Annotated in this window: 14 protein-coding genes and 1 tRNA gene; 14 read left to right on the top strand and 1 reads right to left on the bottom strand. The window is 51.4% G+C overall.

Features of this window, described 5'->3' with window-relative positions; translation table 11 throughout:
• Positions 1–29 precede the first annotated feature (29 nt).
• Complete coding sequence (locus HC352_RS07255; protein ID WP_247645181.1) at positions 30–1,304, top strand: phosphotransferase family protein; 1,275 nt, start codon at positions 30–32, stop codon at positions 1,302–1,304.
• 185 nt (positions 1,305–1,489) lie between these two features.
• Here the strand turns inward: HC352_RS07255 and HC352_RS07250 are convergent, their stop codons facing one another.
• The gene (locus HC352_RS07250; RefSeq protein WP_168918250.1) at positions 1,490–2,695 is read right to left on the bottom strand and encodes a pyridoxal phosphate-dependent aminotransferase; all 1,206 of its coding nucleotides are present in this window, start codon (positions 2,693–2,695) and stop codon (positions 1,490–1,492) included.
• Positions 2,696–2,893: 198 nt separating this feature from the next.
• Here HC352_RS07250 and HC352_RS07245 point away from each other — a divergent pair.
• The 13 genes from HC352_RS07245 (at position 2,894) to rpsG (ending at position 18,131) form a co-directional block, all read left to right on the top strand.
• Positions 2,894–2,966, top strand: a tRNA-Trp gene (locus HC352_RS07245).
• Between the two features lie 54 nt (positions 2,967–3,020).
• A complete protein-coding gene (gene secE, locus HC352_RS07240; RefSeq protein WP_168918249.1) occupies positions 3,021–3,266 on the top strand; it encodes a preprotein translocase subunit SecE in 246 nt (81 codons plus the stop codon).
• Positions 3,267–3,300: 34 nt separating this feature from the next.
• Positions 3,301–4,119: a transcription termination/antitermination protein NusG gene (gene nusG / locus HC352_RS07235; RefSeq protein WP_168918248.1), complete on the top strand. Its 819-nt coding sequence runs from the start codon at positions 3,301–3,303 to the stop codon at positions 4,117–4,119.
• 122 nt (positions 4,120–4,241) lie between these two features.
• Positions 4,242–4,676: a 50S ribosomal protein L11 gene (gene rplK, locus HC352_RS07230; RefSeq protein WP_168918247.1), complete on the top strand. Its 435-nt coding sequence runs from the start codon at positions 4,242–4,244 to the stop codon at positions 4,674–4,676.
• A 105-nt stretch (positions 4,677–4,781) separates the two neighbouring features.
• Positions 4,782–5,483 carry a 50S ribosomal protein L1 gene (gene rplA / locus HC352_RS07225; RefSeq protein WP_168918246.1) on the top strand — a complete coding sequence of 234 codons (702 nt, stop codon included), beginning with the start codon at positions 4,782–4,784 and terminating at the stop codon, positions 5,481–5,483.
• 193 nt (positions 5,484–5,676) lie between these two features.
• Positions 5,677–6,303 carry a uridine kinase gene (gene udk / locus HC352_RS07220; RefSeq protein WP_168918245.1) on the top strand — a complete coding sequence of 209 codons (627 nt, stop codon included), beginning with the start codon at positions 5,677–5,679 and terminating at the stop codon, positions 6,301–6,303.
• Positions 6,304–6,576: 273 nt separating this feature from the next.
• On the top strand, positions 6,577–7,101 hold the full coding sequence (gene rplJ / locus HC352_RS07215; RefSeq protein ID WP_168918244.1) for a 50S ribosomal protein L10: 525 nt from the start codon (positions 6,577–6,579) through the stop codon (positions 7,099–7,101).
• A gap of 64 nt (positions 7,102–7,165) precedes the next feature.
• On the top strand, positions 7,166–7,552 hold the full coding sequence (gene rplL / locus HC352_RS07210; RefSeq protein ID WP_168918243.1) for a 50S ribosomal protein L7/L12: 387 nt from the start codon (positions 7,166–7,168) through the stop codon (positions 7,550–7,552).
• 458 nt (positions 7,553–8,010) lie between these two features.
• Entirely contained in the window at positions 8,011–11,475 is a 3,465-nt protein-coding gene (gene rpoB / locus HC352_RS07205; protein WP_168918242.1) for a DNA-directed RNA polymerase subunit beta, read from the top strand.
• A gap of 91 nt (positions 11,476–11,566) precedes the next feature.
• Positions 11,567–15,544: a DNA-directed RNA polymerase subunit beta' gene (gene rpoC / locus HC352_RS07200; RefSeq protein WP_168918241.1), complete on the top strand. Its 3,978-nt coding sequence runs from the start codon at positions 11,567–11,569 to the stop codon at positions 15,542–15,544.
• An 85-nt stretch (positions 15,545–15,629) separates the two neighbouring features.
• Complete coding sequence (locus HC352_RS07195; RefSeq protein ID WP_168918240.1) at positions 15,630–16,997, top strand: PAS domain-containing protein; 1,368 nt, start codon at positions 15,630–15,632, stop codon at positions 16,995–16,997.
• Positions 16,998–17,286: 289 nt separating this feature from the next.
• The gene (gene rpsL / locus HC352_RS07190; RefSeq protein ID WP_013170586.1) at positions 17,287–17,661 is read left to right on the top strand and encodes a 30S ribosomal protein S12; all 375 of its coding nucleotides are present in this window, start codon (positions 17,287–17,289) and stop codon (positions 17,659–17,661) included.
• Positions 17,661–18,131 (top strand): 30S ribosomal protein S7, encoded by a 471-nt coding sequence (gene rpsG, locus HC352_RS07185; RefSeq protein WP_168918239.1) that lies wholly within the window; start codon positions 17,661–17,663, stop codon positions 18,129–18,131. The genes rpsL and rpsG overlap by 1 nt, the downstream gene beginning before the upstream one ends.
• Positions 18,132–18,160 lie beyond the last annotated feature (29 nt).

Genomic DNA, 18,160 nt, shown 5'->3' with positions numbered 1-18,160 from the left:
GCCTGGCAAGCTTCTCTATAAATGGATACGTGACTAATCCCGTGATCCGTATGTCTAGTGAACGAGCTGTACACCGTCAACGTGCTGATGCTGAACGCACCGTGATGTCTTTGCTGACCGGACCGGATGTCGCACAGATGCTTTCGGTTGCCTTAGCTCATCGTGGCGTGGTCCGTTCCTGGAATGTTCATGCGGTTCATCATCGTCCGGGTGCCGGAGTTTCGGTTGGCTACAGTGTTGTGTTGGACTTTGTGGATGGCCAGTGTGGCCCGGTTACCCGCCGTGACACATACGTTGTTGCTTCTTCTGCTCAGGTTGACGAAGATCGGCTTGCTGAGGTCGATGGGCGTACGTTGACGTGGCGCCAGATGCGAGTTCATGTGTGGGAGCATCCTGGTGATCCCCAATTACCAGCCCTAGATTTAGCGTGTGACCCGGATAAACTGGCTACCTGGCTAGGGCGCGCTGTTGATGTGGAGTTGGTGACGTATCGGCCAACCCGACGCGCGGTAGTTAAAATTATCGACGACGATACCGAAGATGTGAGCTTTGGTAAGGTCACTCAGGCCGGGCATGTTGAGGCGGTTGCTACCAGGCTGCGGATACTTGAGCGTAGCGGGACGCCGGCGCCGCGGATCGAGCGTATTGATCCGCGCGGTTTTATTGTGACATCGGCAGTGCCTGGAATCGCGCTGAACAAAGTGTATGCGAGTGTAGCTCCCGAGCATATTGTGCGAATGCGAGCCGTCTTGGATTCGTTAGCTGGCACGTTGGATAGTTTGCCGTTGGTGGCTCGCGGGTTGCCGGCGCGCCCAGCGTGGGCTGAGCGAAGTGAGCATTATGCGGAAGCCGCGGCGAGCGTTATTCCAGATCATGCCGATCGGGCACGCTCGTTAGCTAAGGAAATTCGGGCGGTATTAGCTCAGGCGGATGTTGGGCCGGTTGTGCCTACCCACGGGGATTTTTATGAAGCGAACGTATTTATCGATCCGGCTACCGGTGAGGTTTCGGGAATTTTAGATGTCGATAGCTTAGGCCCGGGCTACCGCGTTCATGATTGGGGCTGTTTATTGGGGCACATGTCGGTGCTACCTGGGTTAGCTCCAAAAACGTATCCGCATATTGATGAATTATTAGCTGATTGGACGCAGCAGGTGGCGCGATGGGTTGATCCGCAGGCCTTGGGTGCTTCGGCTGCTGGCGTGGTGCTTTCATTGGTTGCCGGCGCCCGGCGCTCGCGGAAGAAGAACTGGCAGGCTGAGGCACTGTTTCGCTTAGAGGTAGCTGAGAAGTGGCTGAGGTGAAGGTAAAAGATAACCTTCTGCCACGCTTAACAATGTGATTGTAATGACAATCGCTATTTCTTGCGCCAGCCACAGCATTTATATTTTGGGTTTATTGACGGCTAGTAGCTGTTTTATATGCACGTTGCCGGGAGGACACCAACGCGTTCTCCCGGCAACTTTTCGTCGTTTAGGTGCTTATCTGGTTAAGCAAAGAGTTCTTGTAATCTCCGGGCACCGGCAACCAGATCGTCGTCGGCAAGCGCATAGGAGAAGCGCAGGTAACCGGGTGCGCCGAAAGCCTCACCTGGTACTACTGCAACTTCGGCTTCGTCTAAAATCAGCTCAGCAAGTTCGGCTGACGTGGTGGCTACTCGGCCCCGGATCTCCTTGCCAAGTAGTGCTTCAATGTTGGGGAACACATAGAACGCGCCGGTAGGCTGGGGGACAACAAAGCCATCGATCTCGCGAAGCATGGCGACGAGGGTTTGCCGACGTCGATCAAAAGCTTCTTTCATTGGAGCAAGTATGCTTTGATCGCCTGTTAATGCGGCAATAGCGGCCCGCTGGGAAACATTCGAGACGTTTGAAGTGATATGCGATTGGAAGTTAGCTGCTTTTTTAATGACGTCACTTGGACCGTACATCCAGCCTACGCGCCAGCCGGTCATAGCGTACGATTTTGCGACGCCGTTGACGACGATGGTCTGGTCAGCAAGTTCTGGCACAACCTTCAGCAGGTAGGACATGTCACCTTCATAGACGAGCTTTTCGTAGATTTCATCGGTGATGATCCAGATACCGTTAGCTAGTGCCCACTGGCCGATGTTACGTAGTTCGTCAGCTGTGTAGACGGCACCGGTTGGGTTCGATGGTGAACACATGAGCAGAACCTTGGTACGGTCAGTCAGTGCCGCATCGAGTTGTGCGGTTGTGACCTTATAGTTTTGGTCTGGGCCAGCAAATACTTCGACGACGCTACCACCGCATAGTTTGATTGCTTCGGGGTAGGTGGTCCAGTACGGAGCGGGAAGAATGACTTCATCGCCGTCGGAAACGAGGGAGGCAAAAGCTTGGAAGACTGCCTGCTTGCCACCGTTGGTAACGATAATGTTAGCTGGATCAACCGTGATACCGGCGTCTTCGCGGGCGCGCATCGCGATCGCTTCGCGCAGTTCTGGCAAACCAGAAGCTTGGGTGTATTTGTGATTCTTTGGGTCTTGGGCGGCGGCAACGGCAGCGTCGACGACGTGTGCTGGGGTGGGGAAGTTGGGTTCTCCAGCGCCGAAACCAATAACGGGCTTGCCGGCAGCTTTAAGTGCTTTAGCTTTAGCGTCGACGGCGAGTGTGGCAGATGGTTGTAAAGCCCCGAGTCGAGCAGATACGCGAGTGCGTGGTGTTTTATGTGTCATATGTCCTATGGTGGCACGGAAATGGCTGAATGTCACCTGTATTTAAGGAATGGGTGGGTCTGAAAAAGAGTGATGTGGCACTAATTACATGCTCAATATTGTGTCAGAGGAAAATGCGAAGTAAAGTAGGGGGAGTTGTGGAACGCATACGTCTGTTAACCTACTTGCGGTAGGATATGTAACGTGGCTTTCCCCTATAGGGTAGTGGCGCAATTGGTAGCGCACCGGTCTCCAAAACCGGCGGTTGTGGGTTCGAGTCCCTCCTGCCCTGCTAAGAAGGCGGCCCACAAGGGCCGTTTTCCACATTTACCGAGAGGATAACCAAGTGAGCCAGGCTTCCGCGTCTAGTCACGGCAATAAGCCAGCGAAATCAGATTCGCTTGGCTTCTTCGCTCGTATCGTCCAGTTCTTCCGTGAAGTGTTTGTGGAACTGAAGAAAGTTCAGCGTCCAACGCGTTCTGAGTTGTGGAAGCTATTCCTTACGGTCGTTTTCTTTGTTGCTGTTGTGATGGCATTCGTAGGAGTGATCGATCTGGTATTTGCTCAACTCGTTCTCGTCATCTTCAGCTAACGCTTATTTGCCAGATCATTTGAAAGCAGGAAATATGTCCGAGGAAAAGCTCGACACTACAATCGGTAATCCCGTATTCTCCGATGCCGTACCTGAGCCGGCGTCGGATATCGTGCTACCTGCAGAAACTGCCGTTGAGGAATCACTACCCAACGATCAGGAAGCGTCTGAACCTGCGGATGTGGCCGCTGAGCCGGTTGCCGTCTCGGATGATGAAGAGGCTACCTCAGATGAGGAGCTGGTGACTGAAGAAATGGTTCGTGCCAAGCTTAAGGGCTTACCTGGTCGCTGGTATGTATTGCATACCTATGCTGGGTATGAAAAGCGCGTTAAGCGTGACCTTGAGACCCGTATGCGTTCTTTGGATATGGAAGATTATATTTTCCAGATTGAAGTTCCAATGGAAGAAGTTTTTGAGGTCAAGAAAGGCCAGCGAAAGCTCATCTCGCGTGTACGGATCCCAGGATATGCACTTATTCGCATGAAGATGACGGACGATTCATGGCGAGTTGTCCAGGACACAAATGGCGTTACTGGATTCGTTGGAAACGGACGTAATCCGGTAGCTCTCAACCCTGATGAAGTTGTGCAAATGCTCACTCCTGTTGTTGAGCAAGAAGCTGCGGCTGCGGCAGAATCCGCTGGCGCACAAGTGGGAACTGTCGGTTTGACTCTTGAAGTTGAATATGTCGTTGGTGAGACAGTGACTCTTACCACTGAGCCTTGGGTTGGAATGCCCGCTACAATTTCTGAGGTTGATGCAGTTAACCAGCGGTTGACTGTTCTCATGACACTTGTCGGCCAGGAAACCCCGGTCGATTTGTCCTTCGGTCAAGTTAAGAAGATGGACTGATTGGCTAACGTCAACAGCACTGTGTGGCTTAATCTCCGTAGCACAGTGGTCTTTTAAGCGATACGAAGGCACCCGTCGTCGTTGCCAGACGGCGGTAGTAAGATAAGAAAAGAAGGATCAAAATGCCACCGAAGAAGAAGGTTGCCGGTCTGATCAAGCTCCAGATTCAAGCTGGAATGGCCACCCCGGCTCCGCCGATCGGCCCAGCTCTGGGTCAGCACGGCGTTAACATTGTGGAATTCACGAAGGCATACAATGCTGCTACTGAATCCATGCGCGGAAATATTGTCCCAGTTGAGATTACGGTTTACGAAGATCGTTCGTTTACCTTTATCACCAAGACTCCACCTGCTGCTGAACTTATTAAGAAAGCTGCCGGTATTAAGAAGGGTTCTGGAATTCCGCACACCAATAAGGTTGCTCACCTCACCGCAGATCAATTGCGTGAGATTGCAAAGACTAAAGAACCAGACCTCAACGCCAACGATATCGACAACGCTGCTCGCATTATTGCCGGCACCGCTCGTTCGATGGGCGTGACCACCGACGAGATCTAAGAATCTTAACCGCTCATCCCGAGCAACTGATGATGCCACATGTGGCATCGTGGTAGAGCCCGAGCGGGTTCGTTCCCCACAACTGCTGACAAGGAGAAAAGCAGAATGGCAAAGCGCTCAAAGAATTATCGTAAGGCTGCTGAGCTCATCCAGGCTGGCGAAATTTATACGCCAGCTGAAGCGATTGAGCTAGCACAGAAGACGTCCGTTACTAAGTTCCCATCTACCGTTGAGGTTATGTACCGCCTCGGTGTTGATCCGCGTAAAGCTGATCAGATGGTTCGTGGCACTGTTAATCTGCCACACGGAACTGGTAAGACGGCACGCGTTATCGTTTTCGCAGTTGGCGACAAAGCACAAGCAGCTCTTGAAGCTGGTGCTGATGAAGTCGGCGGCGACGAGCTCATCGAAAAGGTCGCAGGTGGCTGGACCGACTTCGATGCAGCTGTTGCAACCCCGGATCTCATGGGTAAGGTTGGCCGTTTAGGTCGCGTGCTTGGTCCACGTGGTTTGATGCCTAACCCAAAGACCGGTACCGTGACAATGGATACCGCTAAGGCTGTTAACGACATCAAGGGTGGACGTATTGAGTTCCGTGTTGATAAGCACGGTAACCTTGCTTTCATCATTGGTAATACATCCTTCACCAAGGAACAGCTCATTGAAAACTTCACTGCAGCTCACGAAGAGATCATGCGTTTGAAGCCAGCCTCATCTAAGGGTCGTTACTTACTCAAAGCAACCGTATCAACTACGATGGGCCCTGGTATTCGCATCGATGCAACCAAGAGCTCAAAGGAAGCCTGATTCCTTGCAACGGGCGGTATGACTTCATGCGTCATACGTAACTGTAGACAAACGCGGAACTGATATCAGTTCCGCGTTTGTTTTATGTCACGAAGATATTTGATCTAGTATCAGATGCTTATCAGGTATTTGGCGACGATTCACGGTACTATTTTCCACAGAGTTCCATTCTCGTATTAAAGGGGTTATTTCCGTGAGTACATCGTTAGTCATCGGTATTGCAGGTGGTACTGGAAGTGGAAAGACGACCTTAACGCGGGCGATTGAGTCGCGGTTTGCCCCGCATGCGTCAGTTATTTTTCATGATTCCTACTATAAAGCTCATAATGATTTGAGCTATGAGGAACGTTCCCAGCTCAATTATGATCATCCCCAATCTTTCGATAACGATCTTTTAGTTGACCATCTTCACTCATTGCTGAACGGTCAGGCAATCGAATCACCTGTTTATGATTATGCGAACCACAATAGGGCAGTTGAAACCCAACACATTGAGCCTGCACCGGTACTTATTCTTGAAGGTATTTTGATTTTTGCCGAGCCACGTTTGTGCGATTTGTGTGACGTAAAGATTTTTGTTGATACCGACGCCGATGTGCGTATTTTGCGACGTATCAAACGTGATGTGGTGGAGCGTGGGCGCTCATTAGAATCGGTGGAGTCGCAGTATTTAGGCACGGTTAAGCCAATGCATGAAATATATGTAGAGCCGTCAAAACGCCGTGCAGATCTGATTGTGCCAGAAGGTGGGCATAACCTTGTTGCCCTCGATATGCTGTTCCATCGTATAGATGGGGAGCTGAAGAAATTGGCGCAGTAGTGGACTGCGGTGTTGCTATAAAATGTTGGACCGCTCACGGAACTGAGCTTGGTCTTGCCAAGATGCTCAAATAGACGTAGTCTACTAATTGCCCAAGACCGCAGGTCGCCCGAAATTTTCGGGACGAAGTTCGCACGGCGAAGCCAGCGTAGGTACGAAAGACAGCAGGTAATCTGCACCCGTCCTCATGCCTATGCATGAGGATTTTTTATTCCCGCTTTGGTTTCGCGATGTTGAACTTCCGATCTCGGCATTCAATCGGAAGGAGGTCCCATGGCACGGACCGACAAGTCTGCAGCGATCGCAGAGCTCAAGGAGCTATTCTCGGGTTCTTCGGCCGTTCTCGTAACTGAGTACCGTGGACTGACTGTTGCACAGATGAAGACTCTTCGTCGCGCAATGGGTCAAGAAGCTACGTACGTTGTTGCGAAGAACACCCTCGCTCGCATCGCGGCTAAGGAAGCTGGCGTCGAAGGTCTCGATGACGCGCTTTCCGGCCCGACTGCACTGGCATTCGTCACCGGTGACATCGCTTCCGCAGCTAAGGCAGTGAAGAACTTCGCCAAAGAAAACCCGGCACTTATCGTTAAGGCTGGTGTTCTTGAAGGCACGCTTCTGGCTGCTGAAGATGTTTCGAAGCTCGCCGATCTCGAATCTCGCGAGGTCCTTTTGGCCAAGGCTGCCGGAGCTCTCAAGGCTTCCATGCAGAAGGCTGCATTTGTTTTCAACGCACCAGCAACCAAGTTGGTACGCACTGTCGACGCACTACGTGCGAAGCAAGAAGAAGCTGCTGCCTGAGAGCAGTAGCACAACTTAATACAATAACCCGCCTCACACGTAGGCAAAGGAAGGTAGGCCAATCATGGCTAAGCTCACCGCTGAAGAGCTCATCGAAGCTTTCAAGGAGCTCACCCTAGTTGAGCTCAACGACTTCGTTAAGAAGTTCGAAGAAGAATTTGACGTAGAAGCTGCTGCTCCAGTTGCAGTTGCTGCTGCTGCCCCAGCTGCTGGTGGCGCTGCTGAAGCTGCTGAAGAGAAGGACGAATTTGACGTCATTCTCGAATCTGCTGGCGACAAGAAGATTGCAGTCATCAAGGAGGTGCGCGCTCTTACCTCCCTCGGTCTGAAGGAAGCTAAGGACCTCGTTGATGGTGCACCTAAGCCAATCCTCGAAGGTGTCAACAAGGAAACCGCTGAGAAGGCTAAGGAACAGCTCGAAGGTGCTGGCGCAACTGTCACCCTTAAGTGAGGTATGCGGCTTCATCCGCACTCATGAAATAAAGCTTGCTGGTTAAACACCGGCGGTTGAGAAGATCCCCCAAATGTTCGCGTTTGGGGGATCTTCGTATATTGAGGTTGGGAATACTTTTGGCCGTGTCTACTTGCATCTAGTGGCGAAGTGTGGGAGAGTTTTCGCGTTGAGAGATTTACTCGACCTGACGAAGAGTCGATGAGATTATGCAGGGCGCGACTGCCGCATAGTTATTCGAGGATTGTTCGTCTGTTTATAGGAGTCGTGACCCCTTCCACATCGGTGGGGGTAGACTTTCTTGCATTCCAAAGGTAAATTAGAAACTTGCGTGGCTTGCCTTTTGGCTACCATTTTTCCTTGAAAATAGCACATTTAACCGGCAATCTGGTCATAATGTGGGTAGTTTTTAGACGAACCTCGCATATCCCTTACCAGAACCCAGGGAAGGATCACCTTTGGCTGTGCATAGCACCCCGACGCCTACCGTTGTGAATGGCAAACTAGTTTCTGACCGCGTATCGTTTGCAAAGATTTACGAACCGTTGTCAGTCCCAGACCTACTCGGCCTACAGACCTCCAGCTACGGCTGGCTTATCGGTTCCGAAGAATGGCGTGAAAGCGCTGCAGAAGGCGAAAAGTCTGGCTTTGAAGAAATTTTTGACGAAGTCTCGCCAATCGAGAACACTGCTGGAACGATGGGCCTTGTCCTGTCAAATCCGCATCTTGAAGAAGAGAAGGCTTCAATCGCAGAGTGTAAGGAAAAGGATCTTACCTATTCCGCTGCGCTATATGTGACTGCTGAATTCCAGAATTATGAAACTGGTGAAATTAAGTCACAGACTACCTTTATCGGGGATTTCCCGTTAATGACTCCACAAGGCACCTTTATTATTAACGGTACCGAGCGTGTTGTTGTTTCGCAGTTGGTTCGTTCGCCTGGCGTTTATTTTGAGCGTACGGCAGATAAAACCTCTGATAAATATATTTACTCAACTAAAGTTATCCCATCACGTGGTGCATGGTTAGAGTTTGAAATTGATAAGCGTGATTCGGTTGGCGTACGTGTTGACCGTAAGCGTAAGCAGTCGGCTACCGTATTCCTCAAGGCTCTGGGTATGTCTGAAGCTGAGATTCGTGAAGAGTTCAAGGACTTCCCGATTCTCCTAGACACCTTGGATAAAGATACGGTCAAGACTCAAGAAGAAGCTTTACAAGATCTGTATCGCAAGTTGCGCCCAGGTGAACCACCGACGGCGGAAGCTGGTCGCGCACTGATTAACAACTTCTACCACAACCCGAAGCGTTACGATATGGCTAAGGTTGGCCGGTACAAGATTAATAAAAAGCTTGGTACGCAGACCGAGTCTGATAAGCGCCAGCTTCAACTCCAAGATGTCACCGCTACCTTGCGTTACCTTTTGGCACTGCACGCTAATCAATCATCGATCACTACAGTTGATGGTGGGGTAGAAGTACCAGTCGAGACAGACGATATCGATCACTTTGGTAACCGTCGTATCCGGGCAGTTGGCGAATTGATCCAAAATCAGGTTCGTACCGGTCTAGCTCGTCTTGACCGTATGGTTCGCGAACGGATGACAACGCAGGAAGCCGAAGCTATTACGCCGTCGTCATTGATCAATATTCGACCAATCGTTGCCGCTATCAAGGAGTTCTTCGGAACCTCGCAACTTTCTCAGTTCATGGATCAAAACAATCCATTGGCTGGCTTGACCCACAAGCGTCGTCTCTCGGCTCTTGGCCCAGGCGGTTTGTCTCGTGATCGCGCTTCTATGGAAGTTCGAGACGTTCACCCATCGCACTACGGCCGTATGTGTCCAATCGAAACGCCAGAAGGACCAAACATTGGTCTTATTGGCTCGTTGGCAACTTACGGACGCGTTAATGCATTCGGATTTATCGAAACACCGTACCGTAAGGTCGTCGACGGTCGGGTAACCGATCAAATCGATTACCTTGATGCGGCTGACGAAGATCGCTACAACGTCGCACAGGCATCAGCAGCTCTAGACGAAAACGGTCACTTTGTTGACGAAGAAGTCCTCGTTCGTCTTCCAGGTGGCGAACCGGCACTCGTTCCGGCTGACGAAGTTGGCTACATGGATGTTTCAGCTCGCCAGATGGTTTCCGTCGGTACGGCAGCTATTCCATTCTTGGAGCACGACGACGCTAACCGCGCACTTATGGGCGCGAACATGCAACGCCAGGCAGTGCCGTTGATTCGTCCGGTTGCACCATATGTTGGTACCGGTATCGAAGCACGTGCTGCGGTTGACGCCGGCGAAGTTATTGTTGCCAAGGCTTCTGGCGTGGTTACTGAAGTTTCCGCTGATGTTGTCCATGTTGAAGAAGATGACGGCACCCACCGTGTCTATAAGCTTTTGAAGTTTGAGCGTTCTAATCCGGGCAACTGTACAAACCAATTGGTACGCGTTTCCGAAGGCGATCGGGTTGAAAAAGGCTCGCTTATTGCTGACGGTCCGGCAACTGATGGTGGCGAACTTGCTCTTGGACAAAACCTCCTTGTTGCTTTCATGGCATGGAATGGTTACAACTACGAAGACGCTATTATCGTCTCGCAGCGTTGCCAATCTGAAGATTTGCTCACCTCGATCCACATCGAAGAGCATGAAGTTGATGCTCGTGACACTAAGCTCGGTCCAGAAGAAATCACTCGCGACATTCCAAATGTCGGTGAGGATATGCTTGCTCATCTTGATGAGCGCGGCATTATCCGAATCGGTGCGGAAGTCTCAGCTGGCGATATCCTCGTCGGCAAGATTACGCCAAAGGGCGAAACAGAACTGACCTCCGAAGAACGTCTCCTGCGCGCTATCTTCGGTGAAAAGGCGAAGGAAGTTCGCGATACCTCACTACGTGTTCCACACGGTGAATCCGGTATCGTCATTGGTGTTAAGGAATTCTCCTCCGAAAACCATGATGAACTTGCTGCTGATGTACGGCAAACTGTTCGTGTTCATATCGCTCAGCGTCGTAAGATCACCATTGGTGACAAGATGGCTGGACGCCACGGCAACAAGGGTGTTATCTCTCGTATTTTGCCAGTCGAAGACATGCCGTTCATGGCCGACGGTACTCCAGTGGATATCGTTTTGAACCCACTTGGCGTGCCATCTCGTATGAACCTCGGTCAGGTCTTCGAATTGCACCTGGGCTGGGTTGCCTCCCAAGGTTGGGATGCAACGGCAGCTCGCGAAGCCGGCGAAGAATGGGCAGTTGCACTTCCAGAACATGCGGTCGTGGGCCAACACAACGGTCGCGTCGCAACCCCAGTATTCGACGGTGTTGAATCTGGTGAGCTTCGTGGACTTTTGGAAAACACCCATCCGAATCGCGATGGCGATCGGTTAATTGGTGCTTCTGGTAAAGCCCAGTTGTTTGATGGCCGTACTGGTGATCCATTCCCAGAGCCAGTCTCAGTCGGTTACATGTACATGCTCAAGTTGCATCACTTGGTTGACGATAAGATCCACGCCCGTTCAACTGGTCCATACTCGATGGTTACACAGCAACCATTGGGTGGTAAGGCTCAGTTCGGTGGTCAGCGTTTCGGTGAAATGGAAGTGTGGGCGCTCGAAGCATACGGCGCTGCACATACCTTGCAAGAAATGTTGACGATCAAGTCCGACGATACCGTCGGCCGCGTCAAGGTTTATGAAGCAATCGTCAAGGGCGATAACGTCCCTGAGCCTGGTATTCCAGAGTCGTTTAAGGTTTTGGTTCAAGAAATGCGTTCCTTGTGCCTTAACGTTGAAGCTTTGGATGCCGCCGGCAACCCGATTAACCTTCAAGATTCCGACGAAGATGCCTTCCGTGCGCCACAAAGCGCCGGCATTACTACTGGTTTAGAAGACCTCGAAACCGGTTCGGAACTCTAACAAACGTCAGCGAGGTGAGTAGCTATCGCGCCTGCTACTCACCTCGCCAAATGCCCCAAAATCGGCGTACTTACTTGAGGAAGTAGGAATCTTGCTCGACGTCAATCTTTTTGATCAGCTCCATATTTCGCTGGCCACGTCAGACGATGTGCGCAAGTGGAGTCATGGTACTGTTACCAAGCCAGAAACCATTAATTACCGTACGTTAAAGCCAGAGAAGGATGGTCTGTTCGGTGAACAGATCTTCGGCCCAACCCGTGATTGGGAGTGTGCGTGTGGTAAGTACAAGCGCCCACGTTACAAGGGCATCGTATGTGAGCGATGCGGTGTGGAAGTCACCCGATCCAAGGTTCGTCGTGAACGTATGGGCCATATTGAGCTCGCTGCTCCGGTGACCCACATTTGGTACTTCAAGGGTGTCCCCTCACGCCTTGGATACTTGCTCGACATTGCTCCAAAGGACCTTGAGAAGGTCATCTACTTTGCGGCCTATATGGTCACTGACGTAGATGCTGACCGCCGGCACAATGACATGCCAGCGCTCACAGCTGAATATGAACTCGAACGCGCAAACCTGGAAAAAGAGCGTGACGCCGCCGTCGAAAAGCGACTCAAGGCTGAAGAAGAAGCACTTGCCGAAGCTGAGAAGAACGGCGAAGATGCTGGCGCGCGTGCCAAGATCAAGCGCCAAGCAGAAAATGAAACCCGCCGGGTTCGTCGTGAATATGAAGACGATATCGCTCGTCTTGAAGAAGTTTGGGACAAGTTCACCAAGCTCAAGGTCGGCGATCTTGAAGGTGACGAAGATGCATACCGTGAAATGGTGTTGCGTTGGGGTGACTACTTCAAGGCATTCCGTGGTGCTGAAGCTATCCAGCGTCGCCTGCGTGATTTCGATCTAGAAGCAGAGCACGATGCGCTAGTTGAACAAATCGAAACCGGTACAGCACAGCGGAAAACCCGTGCATTGAAGCGGATTAAGGTAGTGAACGCCTTCTTGCATTCCGGCACGAAGCCAGAAGCCATGGTTCTTGATGCACTTCCGGTGATTCCGCCGGATCTGCGACCAATGGTTCAACTTGATGGCGGCCGTTTTGCTACTTCTGATTTGAACGATCTCTACCGTCGCGTTATTAACCGTAATAACCGTCTGCAACGCATGATTGATCTTAATGCGCCAGAAATTATGGTCAATAACGAAAAGCGTATGTTGCAAGAAGCAGTCGATGCTCTCTTTGATAACGGTCGCCGTGGTCGCCCAGTACAGGGCGCTGGAAACCGTCCGTTGAAGTCGATTTCCGATATGCTTAAGGGCAAGCAAGGACGTTTCCGTCAAAACCTCCTTGGTAAGCGCGTTGATTACTCAGGCCGTTCGGTTATCGTCGTCGGCCCAACGCTCAAGCTTCACCAATGTGGTTTGCCAAAGACGATGGCTTTGGAATTGTTCAAGCCATTCGTACAAAAGCGTCTTGTTGATTTGGAGCTCGCAAAGAACATCAAGGCAGCTAAGCGATTGATTGAACGTCAACGTGACGAAGTCTTCGACGTGCTTGAAGAAGTTATTCGTGAGCATCCAGTGCTCCTCAACCGTGCACCAACCTTGCACCGTTTGGGTATTCAGGCATTCGAACCACAGTTGATTGAAGGTAAGGCAATTCGCCTACACCCACTCGTTTGTGCTGCTTTCAACGCTGACTTCGACGGCGATCAGATGGCAGTCCATCTGCCGTTGTCTGTTGAAGCTCAAGCTGAAGCGAGAATCTTGATGCTCTCCGCTAATAACATCCTCAAGCCTTCGGATGGTCGCCCAGTGACTGTTCCGGCACAGGACATGATTATTGGTTTGTATCACTTGACCGTTGTACGCGACGGGGGAGACGGCGAAGGGCGTTACTTCTCCTCAGTGGCTGAGGCACAGATGGCCTTTGATCTTGGTCAGTTGGATCTCAACGCCAAGATTAACCTGCGTTTCCCGGCTAATGACATTGTCCCACCACGTGATTGGCAGGCTCCGGAGAGCTTCGATGAAGGCGATCCGATTATCCTCGAAACAACTCTTGGCCGAGCAATCTTTAATGAAGCCCTGCCAACAACCTTCCCGTACATCAATAAGGTGGTCGGCAAGAAGGTTTTGGGTGCGATCATTAACGAGCTTGCTGAGCGTTATCCAAAGGTTGATGTTGGTGCCTCGCTTGATGCGTTGAAAGAAACTGGATTCTACTGGGGTGGCCGTTCCGGCGTGACCATTGCAGTTTCGGACGTTATTCCGCCACAAACGAAGAAGGACATTTTGGCAGCCGCAGAAAAGCGCGCCGCAAAGATCGAAATGGACTTCCAAGAAGGAAACATCCGCGACGAAGATCGTCGTAAGGACTTAGTTGCATTGTGGACTGAAGTAACCGATGAGGTTGCTGAAGAAATGCGTAAGAACTTCGATGAGTGGAACAACGTGAACATCATGGTTACCTCTGGTGCTCGTGGTAACTGGATGCAGATTCGTCAGGTTGCTGGTATGCGTGGTTTGGTGGCCGATCCTAAGGGTGAGATTATTCCTCGTCCGATTACCTCCAACTACCGTGAAGGCCTGTCAGCACTCGAATACTTCACCGCTACCCACGGTGCTCGTAAGGGTCTAGCAGATACCGCGTTGCGTACTGCGGAATCGGGTTATTTGACCCGACGTCTTGTCGACGTCGCCCAGGACGTGATCGTCCGGGAGCACGATTGTGGCACCTCTCGCGGCTTGAACAAGTTTATTGTCGCTGTTGATAAGGATGGCAATGAGCTGCGCGAAGTGATGGTGAATGGCGTTCCAACGACACTGACTGAAAAGGAAGCTACCAAGGAACAGTGGGAGACCGGCAAGGTCTTGCCAAATGACGAAATCGATACCTCGGTTTACGCGCGTACCTTGGCAAAGGATGTCACTGATGCTGACGGTAACGTGCTGGTAGCCGGTGGTACTGATATTGGTGACGTTGCTCTTGAGAAGCTTCTCGTTGCCGGTATTAAGCAGATTTCAGTGCGTTCGGTGCTGACCTGTAACTCCCGTGTTGGTACGTGTGCCATGTGTTATGGTCGTTCGCTGGCTACAGGTAAGCTCGTTGATATTGGCGAAGCAGTTGGTATTGTTTCGGCACAGTCGATTGGCGAACCTGGTACCCAGTTGACAATGCGTACCTTCCACACTGGTGGTGCAGCATCTGCAGAAGACATCACTCAGGGTCTGCCACGTGTGCAAGAGCTCTTTGAAGCGCGTACTCCAAAGGGTGAAGCGCCATTGGCTGAGGCTGCAGGCAAGCTCGAAATCGAAGATTTGGAGCGTTCGCGTCGCCTTATTATTAAGCGTGATGACGGTGATGAAGATCTTGTTTACCTTGTTGGCAAACGCGCTAAGATGCTTGTTCCAGAAGGCGCTCATGTCACTGTTGGTCAGCAGCTAGTTGAAGGCTTGATCGATCCTAAGAAGGTTCTTCGTATTTCTGGCCGTCGCACTACACAGTTGCATTTGGTCTCTGAAGTTCAGCATGTTTACCGTTCTCAGGGCGTTGAGATTCACGATAAGCACATTGAGGTTATCGTGCGTCAGATGTTGCGTCGTGTCACGGTTCTTGATTCCGGCGATACCCGTTTGCTACCTGGTGAATTGGTTGATGTTGCTGTCTTCGAGAGTGCTAACCGTGCAGTTTTGGCTGAAGGTGGCCGTCCGGCTTCTGGTCGTCCCGAATTGATGGGTATTACCAAGGCGTCGTTGGCTACTGATTCTTGGCTGTCTGCTGCATCCTTCCAGGAGACCACAAAGGTTTTGACTGAGGCTGCGCTTAATGCCAAGTCTGATCCGCTGTCTGGCCTGAAGGAAAACGTCATTCTCGGTAAGCTCATCCCAGCTGGTACTGGACTTGAGAGTCTGCGCCAGTTGCGCGTTGAGCCAACCGATGAGGCTCGTGCTGAATACGAGCAGCTCAATTCGTTTATGGGAGCGGGCATGGAGTCATTTGATGACTTCTATGGTTACGGCTCTTTCGATGATTATGATGCTGCCGGTTACGGATTCGGCTCTAATTTCTGATTATCTTCGATAAAAATGCGATAATAGGGAAAGCGGTGGTGAAATCACCTCCGCTTTCCCTGTTTTATTACTAAGGAACACAGGTATGGTTGAACCCACTGGTGCTTTGCATGTTGTACCCGTTGATGAATTATTCTTTTCAACAACGGATGCGAAGGGCATTATTGATTTATCAAATAGTGTATTTACTCGAATGTCGCGTTACTCGCGTGAGCAACTTCGAGGTGCGCCGCACAATCTTATTCGCCATCCGGAAATGCCTGGTGCAGCTTTTAAGGTGATGTGGGATACGCTGCAGTCCGGAGAACCTTTTGCGGCATATGTGCGTAATCTAGCGGCTGATGGGTCTGAGTATCGCGTTTTTGCTACGATCACTCCGTTAGCTGATGGTGGTTATCTATCGGTTCGTTCGCGTCCGTGTGATGATTCGCTGTACTCGGCAGTGTCAGATATCTATGCGGTTGTGCGTAAAGCAGAGCGCGAGGCAATGGCGGCTGGCAAGAACCGACGGGAAGCTGCCGAAATTGGCGTCGGTGTGTTAGTAGACACGCTTCACGGGGCAGGTATTGCAACCTACGAGAGTTTCCAAAACGCCGCGTTAGTCTCGGAAGTTGCGTTGCGGGAAGCTCGTGCTGATGGCTTCCCGGTTCGTTCTGGGGAATCTGCACTGGTTTCAGCTTTGGATAAGGCTCGTGCAGTTTATGAGCATTTCAGCTCCTGGATGTCCACTCAGGAGATTCTCTCGCAGATGGCCACGGATATCGCGCAAACTGTGAAACGTGTCGATGAAGATATGGCGTATATGGCTGAAGTGGGTCAAAAATTTACGTTGTATGGTGCGGATCGTCCCGAACTTGCGTCATTGACTATGCCGTTGACTGTTTGGGTGCAAATGCAAGGCATCGTTGGTGGCTATATGGATTCTTTGTCTGCCAAGCTAGATGAATTGACGTTGAATGTTTCGCGTACGCAGTTCCGTATTGCCCTTAGTCGGTTGCATATTTACATGTACGGTCATTTTGTGGCTGAAGTTCTTGATTTCGACGAAGACGATGACAGTACATATGATCAATTCCGGGCATTGGTGATGCTTGGGGAAGCTCTGCAGGATGATATTCGGACTTTGCGCACGCAAACTGCGCGTACGGCAACCTTTATGCAGGCAGTGCGTGATTATGTTCGGCAGGTGGCTGAAGCGGTAGCGATTCCTCGTCAGCTTTTAAGCTTGTGGGAAACAACGGCGGATATGACAGTGCGCGATAGTCTCGGTTCGGAGCTGGCAGCCACGGTGGCCGGGGCGAAGAATCGCGCAGATTCCTCTTTGCGAGAGCTGGAGCATTTTGGCAATAGCGTAGATAAATCAGACGAATTGTATAGTGAGTTCTCTGAGCTTGACGATCTCCTCGGAGATATGTGTGAGATTGTTAACGCTATTGTCCGTTCTCGCCGGTAAATATCGTCCTTTTCGCACCTATGTGCCTAGTGCCACTAAGATATTTAGGCTGATTCTTTGACTGGCATAGTGCGAATTCGTTAGTCTTAAGAACGGTGCCCGTTCCATGCGTATGACGTTGCCAATTCGGAAAACCGTTTGCTTTTACGTGAAAGCCCGTCTCCACACGGTCGGTATTGCGAATGTGCATATGCGTGGACGTTAGGAAAGAACGGTGTCTTTCCGACCGCAGGTTCGAAAAGGCGAGCAGGCGGGCAGTTCGACTATTGACATATCAACAGGAGAAATAGTGCCAACTATTCAGCAGCTGGTCCGTAAGGGCCGCTCCAGCAAGGCGAGTTCATCAAACACGCCGGCGCTGAAGGCTAGCCCGCAGCGTCGTGGCGTGTGCACCCGTGTGTACACCACAACCCCAAAGAAGCCGAACTCGGCTCTTCGTAAGGTTGCCCGTGTCCGTCTTTCATCAGGTATTGAAGTTACGGCTTACATCCCAGGCGAAGGTCATAACCTCCAGGAGCACTCGATCGTGCTCGTTCGCGGTGGTCGTGTAAAGGACCTTCCTGGTGTGCGTTACCACATCGTTCGTGGTGCACTTGATACCCAGGGTGTCAAGTCTCGCAACCAGGGTCGTTCCAAGTACGGTGCGAAGAAGGAGAAGAAGTAATGCCTCGTAAGGGTCCAGCGCGTAAGCGTCCACTCATTGCTGATCCGGTTCACGGCTCCACAGTCGTTACCCAGCTCATTAATCGCGTGCTTCTTGATGGCAAGAAGTCCACAGCAGAGCGTATCGTTTACGGTGCTCTAGAAGCTGTCGGCGAGAAGACTGGCCAAGAGCCACTCGTCGTTCTTAAGCGCGCACTCGATAACATTCGTCCACAGCTCGAAGTTCGCTCTCGTCGTGTTGGCGGCGCAACCTACCAGGTTCCGGTCGAGGTTAAGCCAGGCCGCGCTAACACTCTCGCGCTTCGTTGGCTCGTTGATTTCTCTCGTGGACGTCGTGAGCACACCATGCTCGAACGTCTCCAGAATGAAATCATGGACGCCGCAAATGGCCTCGGCGCAGCTGTTAAGCGTCGCGAGGACATGCACAAGATGGCCGAAGCGAACCGCGCATTCGCGCATTACCGCTGGTAAAACGACGTCGGGCGTAAGCCCGGCATGAT

The organism is Arcanobacterium buesumense, assembly GCF_012563545.1.
GTDB classification, from domain to species: domain Bacteria; phylum Actinomycetota; class Actinomycetes; order Actinomycetales; family Actinomycetaceae; genus Arcanobacterium; species Arcanobacterium buesumense.
This window is presented reverse-complemented; position numbering and strand designations above follow the sequence as displayed.

What these genes read in the sequence shown, in the direction of transcription:
- HC352_RS07250 (WP_168918250.1), bottom strand. Translation starts at nt 2,695, where the DNA reads ATGACACATAAAACACCACGCACTCGCGTATCTGCTCGACTCGGGGCT.
- nusG (WP_168918248.1), top strand. Translation starts at nt 3,301, where the DNA reads ATGTCCGAGGAAAAGCTCGACACTACAATCGGTAATCCCGTATTCTCC.
- rplK (WP_168918247.1), top strand. Translation starts at nt 4,242, where the DNA reads ATGCCACCGAAGAAGAAGGTTGCCGGTCTGATCAAGCTCCAGATTCAA.
- rplA (WP_168918246.1), top strand. Translation starts at nt 4,782, where the DNA reads ATGGCAAAGCGCTCAAAGAATTATCGTAAGGCTGCTGAGCTCATCCAG.
- rplJ (WP_168918244.1), top strand. Translation starts at nt 6,577, where the DNA reads ATGGCACGGACCGACAAGTCTGCAGCGATCGCAGAGCTCAAGGAGCTA.
- rplL (WP_168918243.1), top strand. Translation starts at nt 7,166, where the DNA reads ATGGCTAAGCTCACCGCTGAAGAGCTCATCGAAGCTTTCAAGGAGCTC.
- HC352_RS07195 (WP_168918240.1), top strand. Translation starts at nt 15,630, where the DNA reads ATGGTTGAACCCACTGGTGCTTTGCATGTTGTACCCGTTGATGAATTA.
- rpsG (WP_168918239.1), top strand. Translation starts at nt 17,661, where the DNA reads ATGCCTCGTAAGGGTCCAGCGCGTAAGCGTCCACTCATTGCTGATCCG.